Origin of the sequence: Pseudomonas sp. ok272, from assembly GCF_900109995.1 — a bacterium.
GTDB lineage: Bacteria > Pseudomonadota > Gammaproteobacteria > Pseudomonadales > Pseudomonadaceae > Aquipseudomonas.
Genome location: NZ_FOCB01000012.1, coordinates 177,667 through 192,827, shown reverse-complemented (window position 1 = coordinate 192,827; position 15,161 = coordinate 177,667). Strand labels below are relative to the sequence as shown.

The 15,161-nt window shown below is 61.6% G+C and carries 13 protein-coding genes; 8 read left to right on the top strand and 5 right to left on the bottom strand.

What is annotated here, in order from left to right; translation table 11 throughout:
- The 6 genes from BMW74_RS18150 to BMW74_RS18125 form a co-directional block, all read left to right on the top strand.
- A partial coding sequence (locus BMW74_RS18150; RefSeq protein ID WP_139208428.1) for a type VI secretion system baseplate subunit TssF occupies window positions 1-427 on the top strand: 427 nt, incomplete at its 5' end.
- Window positions 391-1,488 carry a type VI secretion system baseplate subunit TssG gene (tssG, locus tag BMW74_RS18145; protein ID WP_093424605.1) on the top strand — a complete coding sequence of 366 codons (1,098 nt, stop codon included), beginning with the start codon at window positions 391-393 and terminating at the stop codon, window positions 1,486-1,488. The genes BMW74_RS18150 and tssG, both read left to right, overlap by 37 nt.
- Complete coding sequence (gene tssJ / locus BMW74_RS18140; RefSeq protein WP_093424602.1) at window positions 1,469-2,005, top strand: type VI secretion system lipoprotein TssJ; 537 nt, start codon at window positions 1,469-1,471, stop codon at window positions 2,003-2,005. The genes tssG and tssJ overlap by 20 nt, the downstream gene beginning before the upstream one ends.
- 3 nt (window positions 2,006-2,008) lie before the next feature.
- Window positions 2,009-2,449, top strand: coding sequence for a type VI secretion system baseplate subunit TssE (gene tssE / locus BMW74_RS18135; RefSeq protein WP_093424599.1), 441 nt, complete (start codon window positions 2,009-2,011; stop codon window positions 2,447-2,449).
- 26 nt (window positions 2,450-2,475) lie between these two features.
- Window positions 2,476-3,621, top strand: coding sequence for an OmpA family protein (locus tag BMW74_RS18130; protein WP_093424596.1), 1,146 nt, complete (start codon window positions 2,476-2,478; stop codon window positions 3,619-3,621).
- Window positions 3,622-3,660: 39 nt separating this feature from the next.
- Window positions 3,661-5,271, top strand: coding sequence for a mechanosensitive ion channel family protein (locus tag BMW74_RS18125; protein ID WP_093424593.1), 1,611 nt, complete (start codon window positions 3,661-3,663; stop codon window positions 5,269-5,271).
- A 27-nt stretch (window positions 5,272-5,298) separates the two neighbouring features.
- Here the strand turns inward: BMW74_RS18125 and BMW74_RS18120 are convergent, their stop codons facing one another.
- The 3 genes from BMW74_RS18120 to BMW74_RS18110 form a co-directional block, all read right to left on the bottom strand.
- The gene (locus BMW74_RS18120) at window positions 5,299-8,355 is read right to left on the bottom strand and encodes an efflux RND transporter permease subunit (RefSeq protein ID WP_093424590.1); all 3,057 of its coding nucleotides are present in this window, start codon (window positions 8,353-8,355) and stop codon (window positions 5,299-5,301) included.
- 9 nt (window positions 8,356-8,364) lie between these two features.
- The gene (locus tag BMW74_RS18115) at window positions 8,365-9,477 is read right to left on the bottom strand and encodes an efflux RND transporter periplasmic adaptor subunit (RefSeq protein WP_371911775.1); all 1,113 of its coding nucleotides are present in this window, start codon (window positions 9,475-9,477) and stop codon (window positions 8,365-8,367) included.
- 115 nt (window positions 9,478-9,592) lie between these two features.
- Entirely contained in the window at window positions 9,593-11,050 is a 1,458-nt protein-coding gene (locus BMW74_RS18110; RefSeq protein ID WP_093424584.1) for an efflux transporter outer membrane subunit, read from the bottom strand.
- A gap of 431 nt (window positions 11,051-11,481) precedes the next feature.
- Here BMW74_RS18110 and BMW74_RS18105 point away from each other — a divergent pair, with 431 nt between their 5' ends.
- Complete coding sequence (locus tag BMW74_RS18105) at window positions 11,482-12,111, top strand: dTMP kinase (RefSeq protein ID WP_093424580.1); 630 nt, start codon at window positions 11,482-11,484, stop codon at window positions 12,109-12,111.
- A 475-nt stretch (window positions 12,112-12,586) separates the two neighbouring features.
- Here BMW74_RS18105 and BMW74_RS18095 read toward each other — a convergent pair whose 3' ends face one another.
- Window positions 12,587-13,774, bottom strand: coding sequence for a type II secretion system F family protein (locus tag BMW74_RS18095; RefSeq protein WP_093424574.1), 1,188 nt, complete (start codon window positions 13,772-13,774; stop codon window positions 12,587-12,589).
- 14 nt (window positions 13,775-13,788) lie between these two features.
- A complete protein-coding gene (gene gspG / locus BMW74_RS18090; protein ID WP_093424571.1) occupies window positions 13,789-14,223 on the bottom strand; it encodes a type II secretion system major pseudopilin GspG in 435 nt (144 codons plus the stop codon).
- A 193-nt stretch (window positions 14,224-14,416) separates the two neighbouring features.
- Between gspG and BMW74_RS18085 the strand changes: the two genes are divergently transcribed.
- Window positions 14,417-15,028, top strand: a complete 612-nt coding sequence (locus tag BMW74_RS18085) for a lytic transglycosylase domain-containing protein (protein WP_093424568.1) — start codon at window positions 14,417-14,419, stop codon at window positions 15,026-15,028.
- The last annotated feature ends 133 nt before the right edge of the window (window positions 15,029-15,161 follow it).

Here is a 15,161-nt window from a genome sequence, read left to right as displayed (position 1 = left end):
CGCGCCGACCCAGCCGTGCTACCCGCCCAATCGCGACCGCTTCCACTGGCGGGTGCTCAGCCACCTGGGCTCCAACTTCCTGCCGATGCTCGACAGCGCCGAAGTGCTGCGCGGCACCTTGGCGCTGTACGACTGGACCGGCAGCGAGCTGAATCGTCGGCGCCTGGCGGCCATCGTCGAGGTGCGGCATCACCTGATCCAACGCTTCGAGAAGGGCTTTTTGCTGCGCGGGGTGGACATCGAAATCACCCTGGACGCCAACGGCTTTTGCGGCGAGGGCGACATCAGCCTGTTTGGTGAAATGCTCAACCGCTTCTTTGGCCTGTATGCCGACATTCACCTGTTCACCCAGCTCACGCTGATCCTGCAACCTACTGGAAAGTGCCTGCGATGGAACGAGAACCACAGTCAGCGTATTCCCGGCTGAAAGCCGCCGGATTGCTGCAGGCATTGGAGGGGCGGGTGGCCGAGGCCAACCTGTACCGTTTCTGCCAATTACTTGAACAGGCACTGCCCGGTCACCCCCCCTTGGGTAGCACCGCGAACCCGGCGGATGACCCGGTGCGCTTTCGGCCCGACCCCGGCATGGGGTTTCCCGCCAGCGAGCTGCGGGCGATTGAGACCGACGAGGCCTATCCGGATCGTCCGGCGACCGTGCGTACCCGTTTGCTGGGGCTGTACGGTGTCGACTCGCCGATGCCCACCGCGTTTCTTGACGACATCGCCCAGCGCCGGGAGGGCCATGAGGCCCTGGAAGGCTTCCTCGACATGTTCAATCACCGGATCTTCACCCAGTTCTATCGGGTCTGGCGCAAGTACTCCTACCCGGCGACATTCGAGGCCGGTGGCACGGACCCGACGTCCCAGTGCCTGCTGGGGCTGATTGGCCTGGGCATTCCTGGCACGGCCCAGCAGATCGCCACGCCGATCTCACGCTTCCTGGCGCTGCTGGGGGTGATGCGCCTGCCCACCCGCAACGCCGAAGGCATCAGCGCGCTGGTCAAGCTGCTGGCTCCCCACACCGGGACCCGGATAACGCCCCACTGGCCACAGAAAATCCCCCTGGCGCATCCGGCCCGCTTATCCAGCAGCCGGCCAGTGAGCCTGTTCCAAGGCACGCCGCTGGGCAGTGTCGGGCACGACGCCAACAGCCAGTTGCACCTGGCGCTGTTCACCGAGGACCTGATTGAGGCCCGCGGCTGGTTACCGGGAGGCACGTTGCACAGCGACTTGCTGGTGCTGTTGCGGGTCTACCTCGGCTGGCGGTGCACCGCCAAGCTGCAACTGTCGCTACCGCTGCGCAGCCTGCCACCGCCGTTGTTGGGGCACGCCCCGTTGCAACTGGGCATGACCGCGGTGCTGGGCCTGGGCGGCGAGGCCTGGCAGGTCGGGGAGCACGAGACCATCACCATCAATTTGGGCCGCTATCGAGGTCTGTTGAACAACCCTCAGAACAGGGAGACACACTATGTCGCGTACCGTTTTTAACCCATTGCTGCTGGCAACGTTCGTTGTAGTGCTCAGCGGCTGCGGCCTGACCCAGACCGTGGCGGATGCCACCACCGCCACCACCCGCTCGATTTTCTACAAGCAGGTGAAAACCCTGCGCCTGGACTTCAGCGCCCGGGCGGCGGCGAATACCGACGCGGCGGACATGAACGCGATGTCGGTGCCGACCCTGTTGCGGGTGTACCAATTGCGTGATCGCAAGGCGATGGAGCGGGCCACCTATGACAGCCTGCTGGCCAACGATGACCAACTGCTGAGCGCCGACCTGCTGGACAAGCACGCCGTGGTGGTCAAGCCCGAGGAGGGCGCCCAGTTGAATGTGCCCCTGGACAAGGACGCACAGTTTGTCGTGGTGGTGGCGCTGCTGCGCACGCCCGACATCGAGGCGAACACCTGGCGCTTGATCCTGGCGCGCGATGAGCTGGAGCCGGACCAGGCGCGAACGGTCTGGCTGGGGGACAACCAATTGACCCTGCGCACCCTGGCGAAGGACTGAGGCATGCCCGAACTCAATCCTTCGCTCTACGAGATGCTCCTGCAGAACTTCGACGGTGAGTTGGACCTGTACCAGGTCAGCGAAGAAGACCTACACACCCTCTCGGTGCTGGATAACCTGCAACGCATCCTCAACAGCCGCGCCGGCACACTCAGTCATCTGCCGGATTACGGCTTGACGGACATGAGCCAGATCCTTCAGGGCCTGCCCGCCAGTGCCCATGAACTGATGGGCACGATGGCCCAGACGCTGCTCAAGTACGAGCCGCGCCTGGCTGCCGTCGACATCCAGATGCTGGAACAAGTCCTGCCGGGCCATCTGGAGTACACCCTGGACGCCCAGCTCAAGAGCGGCGAGCGGGTGACGTTCGGCACCACCCTGGCGCCCGAGGGCAAAGTGCTGGTGCGACATTTGAAGCGGCAGAACTACCTGTCGAAGCCGTAAACCCGTAGACAAAAGGAAATGGCTGGATGACGGCGTTGTTTGAAATGCGTATTCGAATAGGCGGTGATCCGCGCGGCTTCGTCGAGTTCACGGCGCTGCGCGAGGAACTGGCCAAACTGAACCATCCGGCGTGCCCGGATGTGGAGTGGTCCAGGGTGGAGCAACTGTGTCTGACACTGTTTCGTGAAAACGGTGCAGAGCTGCAAACCGCGTGCGCCTACGCCCTGGCCCGCAGTCAAGGCCATGGCCTGGAGGGCATGGCGCAAGGTGTGACCCTGATCGAGGCGATTTGCGGCGAATGGCCGGCCCTGTGGCCCACGAAGACGACGGAGAAGCTGGAGACCCTGGCCTGGCTGTTCGCGCAGTTGCAGCCGTTGCTGCGCCGCGTGGAGATGAGCCCACGCAGTGTGCCGGCGTTGCTCCACCTGGACCGCGAACTGGGGCGCTTGGACCAGCGGCTGCAGCGCCAGGCGTCCATCCCCCTGGTCACCTTGCAGGGCTTGCGTCAGCAGGTCGCCGGCTTGATCCAGCGCTTGGAGCGCAACAGTGCCTCGCCTGAGGTCCTACTGCCTGCAATGCGGGTGATGCCTGAGCCGGCGTTCGTGATGCCGATTGTGATCCTCCCGCCCGCCCCGATGCCCGACATCAAAAGCCGCAAGCGCTCCCTCGGGCTGTGGTGGCTCTGGGCGACGCTGCTCATTGCGCTGATCGGTGGCGGCAGTTGGTGGTGGTGGGTCGTCGCAGGCAATGGCGCTGAGCGCGTGCAGCAGGCGCAAACGGTTCCCGCCCCGGTGTTGCTGGAGGGCCTGTTCGATGCCGGCAGCGCGCACATCAAACCCGACTCGACCAAGGGCCTGGTCAACGCGTTGGTCGACATCAAGGCCCGGCCTGGGTGGCTGATTGTCATCACCGGACATAGCGACGCGACCGGGGCTGACACTCAGAACCTGCAACTGTCCTACGCCCGGGCCTGGGCCGTGCGCAGTTGGCTGCAGCGCATGGGGGATATCCCCGAGCACTGTTTCCTGGTGCAGGGCAATGCGGCCAACCAACCCATCGCCAGCAATGACACGCAGACTGGACGCAGTGCCAACCGCCGCGTCGAGATCCGCCTGATACCGCAAGAGGGAGGGTGCAGCAACGCGTTGGCCCCGGCAGCACCAGCAATCTGAACTACGCTGCGATACATTGCCGGGCTAAGGAGCTGGAGCATGCGCAACAGGGCGCTGGTCAGGGTGTTTGCCGTATTGGGGGTGTGCTGGTCGGTGTTGGCCTGGGCGGCCGGTGAGCCTCAGGACAGCGCACCGACGGCCGAGTTGAAGGTGGCCAACCGCAGCATCGTGGTGTTTCGCGCCACGTTGCTCGGTGAGGGGCCAGAAGTGCGGGTCAATCGGGCCAGGAGGGTGATCAACGAGAAACTGGAAGAGGTCGAAAGCCCGGTCGTCAGCGTCGACCCGATCCAGAACAGCTTCCTGGTGCTGCTGGGCAATCAGCGCGCCTTTATCGTCTCGCCCAAGGATGTCGACCCGCTGCAATTAGCCTCGGTGCGGCAGGCGGCGGACGAGGCGGCCGACAACCTGCGCCAGGTGGTGGCCGAGACCCATGAGGCGCGCAGCCTGGACTTGATCTTCAGGGCGCTGGTGGCCACCGCCATTGCCACCGCGGTCTATCTGGTGCTGATCTGGCTGATCTTTTTCATTCGTCGGCGCCTGCTCAAGCGCCTGCCCGACATGATGCGCCGGCACACCCAAGCGCTGAAAATTGGGCGGGTCCAGGTGATCGACGCCAATTTCCTGTACCCGTTGATTGGCCGGGTGTTCTGGTTCGTGCGCTGGGCGGTCGTGTTGTTGCTCAGTTATCAGTGGCTGGGCTTTGTGCTGTCGCGCTTCCCCTATACCCGGCCGTGGGGTGAAAGCCTCAACCACTACCTGCTCAATGTCGCCAGCTACCTGTTCGAAAGCATTATCGGCACGATCCCGGGGCTTGGGATCGCGCTGGCGATTTTCTTCATTGCCCGGGGTGCCGTGAGTTTCAGCTGTCGGGTGTTGCGCCGGATGGCCACGCCGGGCACGTTCAGTTGGCTGAATCACGAAACCCTGCAACCGACGACACGCCTGACCGCCCTGGCGATCTGGCTGTTCGCCCTGGCGATGGCCTATCCGTATTTGCCGGGGGCGGGCACCGATGCATTCAAGGGCTTGTCGGTGCTGATCGGCCTGATGATTTCCCTCGGTGCGAGCAGCGTGGTGGGGCAGGCGGCGGCGGGGTTGATCCTGACCTACACCCGCACCTTGCGTCCCGGCGAGTTCGTGCGCATTGGCGAATATGAAGGCACGGTGACGGAGATGGGCATGTTCACCACGCGTATCCGCACGGGCCTTGGCGAGGTGCTGACCATCCCCAATTCGATGATCACCAACAACGTGACCAAGAATTACTCGCGCACGGTCAAGGGGCCAGGGTATGTCGTCGATACGGTGGTGACCATCGGTTACGACACGCCGTGGCGCCAGGTGGAAGCGATGTTGTTGGAAGCGGCCCGGCGCACCAACGGCGTCCTTGACGACCCGGCGCCCCAAGTGTTCCAGACGGCACTCTCGGACTTCTACCCCGAGTACCGCCTGGTGGCCCAGGCCATTCCCAGCGAGCCCCGGCCACGGGCGGTGCTGCTGAGCATGCTGCACGCCAACATCCAGGACGTGTTCAACGAGTTCAACGTGCAGATCATGTCGCCGCACTACTTGAGTGATCCCCAGCAAGAGAAGCGGGTGCCTCGCGAGGATTGGTACAAGGCGCCGGCACAAGCGCCGAGAACACCTTGAGTGTCGCCAGCACGCTTGACGCTCGACTCAGGCCGGCTGGCCAGGGAGCGGCCGCTCGGTTTCCTGGTGGTGCGTGGCGCCAATGAACAGGTACATGGCCGGCACCATGAACAGCGTCAGCACGGTGCCGATCGACAGCCCGGCGAAGATCACCAGGCCCATGTCATGGCGCCCCGCGGCCCCGGCACCGGAGGCCCAGACGAGTGGCACCACGCCCAGCACCATCGCGGCCGTGGTCATCAGGATCGGCCGCAGGCGAACGGCCGCGGCCTCTTCAATCGCCTCACGCTTACTGCGACCTGCGCGCTGTAGCTCGTTGGCAAACTGCACGATCAGGATCCCGTGCTTGGTGATCAGCCCCAGCAGCGTCACCAGGCCGACCTGGGTGTACACGTTGATGGAGGCGTATCCCATGGTGATGAACGCCAACGCACCAAACAGCGCTGGCGGCACCGAGAACAGGATCACCACCGGGTCGCGGAAGCTCTCGAACTGGAACGCCAGGGCCAGGTAGACGATGAGAATCGAGAACAGCAGCAGCCCGACAAACCCGCCCGACTCCTGGACGAATTGCCGCGACTCGCCGGAGAAGTCTGAGGTGTAGCCCGACGGCGCAAGGGTATTGAGCATCGTGTCGAGTTTGGCCAGCAGTTCGCCTTGGGCCACGCCACTGACGCCCGACAGGGTCGCCGAGTTGAGTTGCTGGAAGTGGTTGATCGATTCAGGCTGCGTTGAGGTCTCGATATGCGCCACCGTGCGTGCCGGGATCATGGCCCCGGAGGGCGTGCGGATGTAGTAGTCGAGGATTTGCTCCGGGTTCAGGCGATCAACCTGCAACACCTGGGGAATCACTTTGTAAGAGCGCCCGGCGGTCGAGAAGTAATTCACGTAGTTGCCCCCCAGGGCGGCCGAAAGGGCGGCACCGACGTCTGCCTGGGTCATGCCCAGGGCGGCAATTTTTTCCCGGTCAACCACCAACTTGGCTTGTGGCTTGTCCATCTTCAAATCCATGTCCGCGAACCAGAACAGCTGTTGCTTCTGGGCTTCATCCATCATCGCCTGGGCGACTTCATTGAGGTTTTCCACCGAGTCGGTGGTGGTGATGACATATTGCACCGGCAAGCCTTGGGCTCCCGGCAGCGAGGGCAGGGGGAATGCGGCGATGGTTGCGCCCGGTACCTGGCTCCACTTTTGTTGCAGGTCCAGCACCAGCTCGGCTTGTGAGCGCTTCCGATCACCCCAGGATTTGAGCAGCACCCCGCCCAGGCCCTGATTGAGTGCGGGCAGCCCGGTCAACTGGAACATTTGCGCGTACTCCGGCTCTTTGTTGGCGATCTGGAAGGCCTGGTCGGCAATGCGCTCCATCTGTTGGGGCGACGCCGTCGGTGCGCCTTTGATCTGCATGAACACCAACCCTTGGTCCTCGGTCGGCGATAGTTCGCTTTTGGCGGTGATGCCGCTGGCGGCGACCAGCAGGAACAGCACAAAGCCAAACGTCACCAGCACCGGCCAGATGTTCAAGCCCGCTGACAGGACGCGGTGATAGCGCCCCCGCAGCCAGTCGAAGTACTGATCGAGTCGACGGGCGAAGCGACCTTCTTCCTGGCCGGACTTGAACAGCCGGGAGGTCATCATCGGCGAAAGGGTCAAGGCCACCACGGCCGACACGGTTACCGCACCCGCCAACGAGAAACAAAACTCCTTGAACAATGCGCCCGTGAGACCACTGCGCAGGCCAATGGGCACATACGCGGCAATCAACACCACCGTCATCGCGATGATCGGGCCACCCAGTTCCCGCGCCGCGATCAGCGCGGCCTCCAGCACACCTTTGCCTTCCTCCTTGATATGCCGGTCGACGTTCTCGACCACGATAATCGCATCGTCCACCACCAAGCCGATCGCCAACACCAGGGCGAGCAGGGTCAGCAGGTTGATGGAGTAACCCAGCAGGAACATGACGAAGAACGTCCCGACCAGCGACAGCGGGATCGCCACCAACGGTACAACCACGGCCCGGAATGAGCCGAGGAACAGGTAGATGACGACCGAGACAATGATCATCGCCTCAACCAGGGTCTTCACCACCTCGACAATCGAGGTATTGATGAACGCTGTGGAGTCATAGACGATGTCGCCGCGCACCCCGGTGGGCAATTGCGATTGTAGCTCGGGAAATGCCTCGCGCACGCTGCTGGCGACCGTCAGGATGTTCGCGTTGGGCGCTACCTTGATGCCGATGAACACCGAACGCTTGCCGGAAAACGCCACGCTGCTGTCGTAGCTTTCCGCGCCCAGCGTGACGGTTGCGACATCCTCCAGGTGCACCAGTGCATCGCCTTTTTGTTTGACCACCAGCCGCTTGAACTCATCCACCGTGTGCAAGTCGGTTCCGGCGGTCAGGTCGACCGTGACCATTTGCCCCCGGGTCGAGCCGACGGCCGACAGGTAGTTGTTGTTGGCCAGGGCGGTGGACACGTCCTGCGCGGTCACGCTATGCGCCGCCAGTTTGTCCGGGTCAAGCCAGGCGCGCAGGGCGAACTGGCGTCCGCCAAGAATCTCCGCAGTTTGCACGCCCTGGATCGAGTCCAGCTTGGGTTTGACCACCCGCACCAGGTAATCCGTGATGTTGTTGGTCGCCAGCGTGTCACTGTAGAAGCCCAGGTACATGGCGTCCGTGGTCTGTCCGACCGCGACCGTCAGCACCGGCTCCTGGGACTGTGCCGGCAGTTGGTTCTTGACCGAGTTGACCTGGGTATTGATCTCGGTGAGCGCCTTGCTGGCGTCATAGTTGAGCCGCAGCGTCGCGGTGATGGTCGAGACCCCGGTGATGCTCGACGAGGACAAGTAGTCGATGCCCTGGGCCTGGGCGATGGCCGATTCCAGTGGCTGGGTGATAAAACCGGCCACCGTGGCCGCGTCCGCACCGTAGTAGGCGGTGGTGATGGTGACCACGGCATTTTCGGTGCGTGGCCATTGATTCACCGGCAACTCAAAGATCGAGCGCAGCCCCAGGATCAAGATGAACAGCGAGACCACCACGGCCCAGACCGGTCGCTGAATAAAGGTATCGGTAAGCTTCATGGGACACCCTTAATGTTCTTGGGGAGTCGGGGTGGGCTCGTTGAGTGGCGCGGCGCTGTTGTTGATCTGCACCGGCGAGCCATTTTTCAGCTTCATCTGGCCGCTGGTGATCAACAGGTCGCCTTCCTTCACACCGGACACAATCGCGACTTGGTCACCCCGGGTGCGCCCGGTCTTGATAAAGGTTTGGTGTGCGGTCAGCACTTCCTCACCCTTGTCGTTCTTGTTCGATATCGCGATGAACACCGTGGTGCCGTAAGGGTTGTAGGTGATCGCCGTCTGCGGAACGGTGAGGTAGCGCAGCGGTGTGCCGGCGTTGACAATCGCGCGGGCGAACATCCCGGGAACCAGGCTTTGCTTGGGGTTGTCCACGGTCGCTTCTACGGTGATGTTGCGCGTGGTCGCGTCGAATTGAGTGTCGATGGTGCTGATCCGGCCTGCGAAGGTTTGGTTGGACAGCCCGTCGGCCGTCACCGAGACCTGTTGCCCGATGGCGATGGCCTCCAACTGGGTCTGGGGCACGGTGAAGTCGATGTAGATCGGATCGAAGGTTTGCAGCGTGGCGATTTTGTCGCCGGGGTTGAGGTATTGGCCGGGGTTGACGCTGGTAATCCCGATACGTCCGGCAAACGGTGCGCGGATGGTTTTTTTCGCCACCAGCGCCCGCTGTTGTTCTGCGGCGGCGAGCTTGGCCTTCAAGTCTGCGGTATCCGTATCAACCTGGGCTTGCGACACCGCGTTCACGGCCAATTGGGCCTTGTCGCGCTTGAGCACGATCACCGCCAAGTCCGCAGTGGCCTCCAGCGAGTGAAGTTGTGCGATGTCCGAGTCGGCATTCAACTGTACGAGCATCGCCTGGGCCTCGACGTCCTGGCCGGGCTTGAAGCCGATGGTGCGCACGATGCCACCCACTTCAGTGGTCACATCCACCCCCCTGACTGCCTTCATTGACCCCACGGCGGAGACACTGGGTTGCCAATCGTCGAAGGGGACGTGCATGGCCGTCACGACGGCGGCGGGCAAGGGGACTTTCGCCTGGGCCATCAACGCTGAAATCTGCGCAAACTTCACCCCGGCGATGATCGCCACAATCACCAGGACCACGACGAGCATGATCAACATCGGGCGCCACAGTCGACGTTTTGCGCTCGGCTGGGGTGACGGGGCAGAGGTGGTCTCGATATCAGCCATGGCTGTTCTCACTGTTTCAATGACGCCGTTGCGTCGAACCGTGCCGCTACGGCAGGCCGAAGCGATCAGGGCTGCCGGCTGTCGCGGGGTTCACGTCAGTCCGGTTCCACCAACCGCCACCCAATGCCTGGAAGAGGGCGGTGGTATCGCTGTATCGGGCGGCCTGTGCCTTGACGCGGGCCAGCACGGTGTTTTGGTAGGTTTGTTGTGCCGTGAGCAGGTTGATGTACGCCACGGCCCCGAGTCGGAATTGTGCTTGCACCAGGTCAAGGCTGGCTTGCGCGGAGCGTTCAGCCGCGACCTGCTGGTTGAGCGCATCGGCGTCGGCTTCCAGGGCCCGGAGCGCATTGGCGACATCCTGGAACGCGGCCACCACGGTGCCACGGTAGCGGGCCGCCGACTCGTCATAAGCCGCGACGGCTGCGCGTTTGCGGTGTTCGAGCTTGCCGGCATCAAACAGGGGTTGGACGATCGATCCCACGAGACTCCAGACGCCGCTGCCCGCCGAAAACAGCTGGGTGCCGCCCGCCACCGTCGAGCCCAAGGTCCCGGTAATGCTGAACTGGGGTAGCTGATTGGCGGTGGCCACGCCAATGTTGGCGCTGGCCTGATGCAGTTGCGCCTGTGCCGAACGCACATCGGGCCGCTGGCCAACGATTGCCGAGGGCAGGCTGACCGGCAGTGCTTGCGACAGGTGCAGGGAGGCCAGGTTGAAGCGCTCGCCCTGGTCTTGATTGGGGAACCGGCCGAGGTAGGCCATCAATTGGTTGCGAGTCTGTGCCAATTGCTTCTGCAGCGGCGGCAAGGTGGCACGCGTTTGTGCCAGTGCGGTCTGTTGTGTGAGGACGTCGGTATCCGCGATCGCGCCCAGCCGCCGCTGGGCATCCAGCAGGTCCAGTTGTTCACTCTGGAGCCGGATGATGGCTTCGGTGGCGACCACTTGATCGCGCACAGACGCCAAGCTAACGGCGGTATTGACCACATTGGCGGACAAGGTGAGGTAGGTCGCTTCCAACTGGAAGCGCTCGTATTCGGCTTGCGCGGTGGAGGATTCGATTTGCCGACGAGTGCCACCAAATACGTCCGGGGCATAGGACACACTCAGTGACGCCGAACTCACCGTGAGAATGGGCGACGTCGGGAAGCCCGATGCGACCCCCGATACTTTCTCGCGGGTTTTCGACACATTGCCACTCACCGAAGGGAACAGCGCCGCCTGGTCGGCATAGACCAACTCGTTGGCCTGGCGCAATGCTGCCTGAGCGGCACTGACATCCGGGTTAGCGCGCAGTGCTTCTTCGACCAAGGCATTGAGTGAGGGTGAGCGGAACAGCGTCCACCATTGCCCGGGAATGTCCATCCCGGCAACCAACCGCTGTGCTGCGCCGCCGGCAGCGATGTCTGCCTGGGCGGTGGTTGTGAGCTGTTCGCGTGAGTAGTCGGCATTCGTGGCCACATCGGGCCGTACGAAGTCAGGTCCCACGGTACAGCCCGCGAGGGCCATGCACAGCAGGCTCAGCGGAACCAGCAGGTGTGATTGTCGACAAAGCGCACAGGTTCGCGTCACCTGTTGCGGTTCCGATACACGCTGGCAAGGCTGCTCTTTGATATTCACTTTAATTCGTCAGCTGGTTAACTTCCTTGCTGGTGTTGCGCAATGAATACCGGCCTATCAAGCCGGTCCCTCGCAGAGGGGGCGCTGGGTTCGGTGCGTTGATCAGGTGGGTAGAACGTTAATTCAAGCGCTGGATAACCGCCAATAGAGGAAACCTTTGTCGACAGGTCATGAGCAAGGCTTGGGGCTATCCGTGGAGGATCACCGGCGGGCTTGGGAAGCGGAATATGAAATACCGTCAGGGCAGGGGCTTAGTTTGCATTTAAACTCGTCATGTATTGACCATCCTCCTTATCGCAAACACGCAAAGGAAAGCCGAAATGAATCGCCCGCTGTTTGTGTCTCTAGATGGGCCCAAGGGCACCGGCAAAACCACACTGTTAGAGGCCATCACGAAAGCACTGAGGGTAGACAACAAAAAAGTGATTCGACTTTGCGAGAAAAAAAGCGATCCCTACAGGGGCGAAACAATGGCCCTCGTGAATACATTAGCCAGACATCCCTCCCGGGATCTGGAGTGGGCTGTTTGTCAGCGCTTTGCTGAAAGCCGTCGCTGGATTTCCCGGCATGTGCTGACTCAACAGCCGCTTGACAGCATCATCTTGATCGATCGCTGGTACCCGTCGGACGCTGCCTTTCGCCACACCGTCCCGTTTGCAGAGATTCTCCAGTTGAACATGGCGCGCAACGTACGCGTGCCAGACCTGCATGTCGGGGTTGTCACGGCAGCTGATGTTTCATGGGCAAGGGCCGCGGCACGCTCGAGAGGACTCGGCAGCACAGTGATCCAAAAGCACGAAGAGCATGTCGCGTGTACCGAAATGTTCGAACGAGCGGCTGCGGAACACGGCTGGGTGCTATGCCGTAATGAAGGGACAATCGAAGACGCAGCGATGCAGGTGGTTTCCGAGATTTGTAGAGTGCTTCGTTGCCCCATGGGTGACCTGTGATCAGGTGGTCTCGATCTGCACTTGGGTATTGCACCCAAGTGCAGACCAATATCAGTCTCAACGGGCGTAAGAACTTTCAGCCTTCATGTTTTGAAGACTCACGGTGTTGAGCTGTTTGCAGGCTCCGTCAGCCTCTGTTCGAGCCGGATAACAGCCTGGCAACCTGCATTTGGCTTCATTGTCATAGATGTTGAAACCTATAGGGGCAGTCGTACAGTAAAAGCGCGTTCCACTGCGCATTGATCCGGTTTCCTCGGGTACCGCAGGCACAACAACGAATCTGGACATCACAGTATTCCTTGGCTGTTTTTATTATGTTGGCAGGCCTAAGAAATAGCGCTGACCTGTTATCAGATCAAGTGTGCCGGATCACAATCCGATGAGCAGTCTGTCGCTACCAATACGCATTCATATTCACCACGTCAGGGGGCGGTGGCCACCAGCGATCCGTTTGGGGCACGCGCCGGCCTCTTCATCAGTGAATACTCGAGGCCAGTTCGAATATCGGGATGTACATCAAAATCACGATGACCCCGATCAGCAGACCGATGAAGGTCATCAGCAAAGGTTCAAACAGTCGCACGAACCATTCGATCCAGCGCCCGATTTCTTCATCGTAGAATTCGGCGCTGCGTTCCATCATCTGTCCCAGATTGCCGGACTGCTCGCCGGCCCTCAGCAGGCGCAGAGATACCGGTGTCACCAAGTGATTGAGTTCGAGTGCGGTCGACAGCGACAGGCCCTCGCGGACCCGTTCGCAGGCCTGGTCGAGGCGCAGGCGAGAAGCGACTGTCAGCAGGTCACGGACCATCCCCATGGCGGTGACGAGGGGAATGCCGCCTTGCAGCAGAATGCCAAGGGAGCGATAAAATCGCGCCAGTTCATACATGAAGATGCGTTGATGGACCGCCGGGAGCTTTTCGATCACCCGATCGACGCCCCGGCGAAAGGCTGGCTGGCGCTGGAGGAAGGTGAGGGCGACGATGCTCGCCACCAGGGCACCGAAGAACTCGCCCTGATGAGCATGCAAAAACATCCCGCCACTCATCAGTACCTGCGACATCCACGGTAAATTGTTACCCAGGCCTTCAAACACCAGGCTGAAACGGGGCACCACGTAGCCCATCAAGAACAACACCACACCACTGCCCACGACCAGTAGCAGCAGCGGGTAAATCGACGCGCTGACGATCTTCTGGCGTACCTCGTCCATGCGCTGGCGATAACTGACATAACGGCCCAGGGCGTCGCCCACGGCCCCGGTCTTCTCGCTGGATTGCACGAGCGCAACGTAGAGCGCAGGAAACACCGCCGACAACTGGGCCAATGCCTGGGAGAAGGACTTTCCTTCGTACAGCAGGCGAACCAGTTCACTCAAGGTTTTGCGGGCCTGGGGCGCGTTTTCCTTTTCGACCAGGCTTTCCAGCGCATCGATCAAGGGCAGGCCGGCGTTGAGCAAGGTCGTCAGCTCCTGGCTGAACAACACCAGGTTGAAGGCTTCGCCCTTGTGCAGATGCAACGCTCGCCAGCGGCGCTCGGGGTGCAGGCTGACCACCCGCATACCCTGTTCCTCGACCATGCGCCGCGCTTCGCTATCGCCCTGGGCCTCGACACTCATTGAGACCACGCCCGCTTTGCCGACAGCCTTGAGATGAAAGCGCATCGTTGTCACTCCCGTCATTGCCAACTGGTGACTTCGGCGTTTTCACCATCGCCACCGGGTTGCCCGTCCTTGCCCATGGACAGCAGGTCGTACTCGCCGTTTTCACCGGGGTAGCGGTAGGTGTAGTTACGCCCCCAGGGATCCTGAGGCAGCTTTTTCTGCAGGTATGGCCCCGTCCAGCGGGTTTCATCGCTGGGTGCGGTGACCAGCGCCTGCAAGCCCTGTTCGGTCGAGGGGTAATGCCCGACTTCCAGGCGGTACAGGTCCAGTGCCTTGCCCAGGCCCTCGATCTGCGCCTTGGCCACTTTCACTTCGGAGCGGCCCAATTGAGCGAAATACTTGGGTGCGACGATGCCGGCCAATAGCCCGAGCACCACCAGCACCACCAACAACTCGAGCAGGGTGAACCCGCGTTGGATACGCGGGGCACAACACAGACGCTGATTCATGATGACCTCACACAGTCGGCAGCACAGTTGCCAGCAAGGCTTATGCAATTGCCATGCTCATGTCCCGACACGGCCCTGAAACCCTTTTGGAACAACCCTTTTAGGTTGCGGCACAGTGCTTGCGTATAGCTGATTCACGATCGGCCATTGGGGCATTAGCCCCATTTTTCGGGGCAGGTCGGGGGAGGCAAAGATGACCAAGACACTTACCACCGCACTCCTGGCTGGGTTGCTGCTGACCGGTGTCGTACACGCCGATGTGTTTGTTTCCCTGGACGCCAACGGCAGCTACGTGTTGTCCAACGTTCACCGCCCTGGACGCCACTATGAACGGGTGATTCGCGAATCCGCGGTGGCACAGACCAGCCTCGATCAACAACCGCAGATGATTGCCGCCCAACCCTATGCCGAGTGGGTGTTGGCGGCGGCATCGGCCAATCAGTTACCGGCGGCGCTGTTGTACGCCGTGATTCAACATGAGTCCAACTATGACGCGGGTGCGACGTCCCCCAAAGGTGCTGGCGGGTTGATGCAGTTGATGCCCGAGACGGCTCGGGAAATGGGGGTGACGAACGTCTACGACCCAAAGGCCAACATTCAGGGCGGCGCCAAGTACCTCAAGCGCCTGATGACCCTGTTCGATAACGACATCACGCTTGCCGTGGCGGCTTACAACGCCGGTCCGCAAGCGGTGCTCAGTCGTGGCGGAGTGATCCCGCCGTTCGCCGAAACCCAGCGTTATGTGCCCAGTGTTCTGCGCCAGTACCGGCGATTGCAGGGCATGGCGGCGGACGCACCTCTGTGAGTCCGACCCGGGGGTGTTTTCCCCAACAATGGGGCAGGGTGAGCACGACAAAAAGTGGGGAAACGGGTGGGGAATATGCCCCGGATCATCAAATCTCAATCATATGTTTATGAAAAATATACGTTTTATTAAT

Bases quoted from the DNA above. Each gene is read 5' to 3' on its own strand.
- BMW74_RS18095 (WP_093424574.1), bottom strand. From the start codon at position 13,774: ATGCGCTTTCATCTCAAGGCTGTCGGCAAAGCGGGCGTGGTCTCAATG.
- BMW74_RS18125 (WP_093424593.1), top strand. From the start codon at position 3,661: ATGCGCAACAGGGCGCTGGTCAGGGTGTTTGCCGTATTGGGGGTGTGC.
- tssJ (WP_093424602.1), top strand. From the start codon at position 1,469: ATGTCGCGTACCGTTTTTAACCCATTGCTGCTGGCAACGTTCGTTGTA.
- tssE (WP_093424599.1), top strand. From the start codon at position 2,009: ATGCCCGAACTCAATCCTTCGCTCTACGAGATGCTCCTGCAGAACTTC.
- gspG (WP_093424571.1), bottom strand. From the start codon at position 14,223: ATGAATCAGCGTCTGTGTTGTGCCCCGCGTATCCAACGCGGGTTCACC.
- BMW74_RS18105 (WP_093424580.1), top strand. From the start codon at position 11,482: ATGAATCGCCCGCTGTTTGTGTCTCTAGATGGGCCCAAGGGCACCGGC.
- tssG (WP_093424605.1), top strand. From the start codon at position 391: ATGGAACGAGAACCACAGTCAGCGTATTCCCGGCTGAAAGCCGCCGGA.
- BMW74_RS18130 (WP_093424596.1), top strand. From the start codon at position 2,476: ATGACGGCGTTGTTTGAAATGCGTATTCGAATAGGCGGTGATCCGCGC.
- BMW74_RS18085 (WP_093424568.1), top strand. From the start codon at position 14,417: ATGACCAAGACACTTACCACCGCACTCCTGGCTGGGTTGCTGCTGACC.
- BMW74_RS18120 (WP_093424590.1), bottom strand. From the start codon at position 8,355: ATGAAGCTTACCGATACCTTTATTCAGCGACCGGTCTGGGCCGTGGTG.
- BMW74_RS18110 (WP_093424584.1), bottom strand. From the start codon at position 11,050: ATGGCCCTCGCGGGCTGTACCGTGGGACCTGACTTCGTACGGCCCGAT.
- BMW74_RS18115 (WP_371911775.1), bottom strand. From the start codon at position 9,477: ATGTTGATCATGCTCGTCGTGGTCCTGGTGATTGTGGCGATCATCGCC.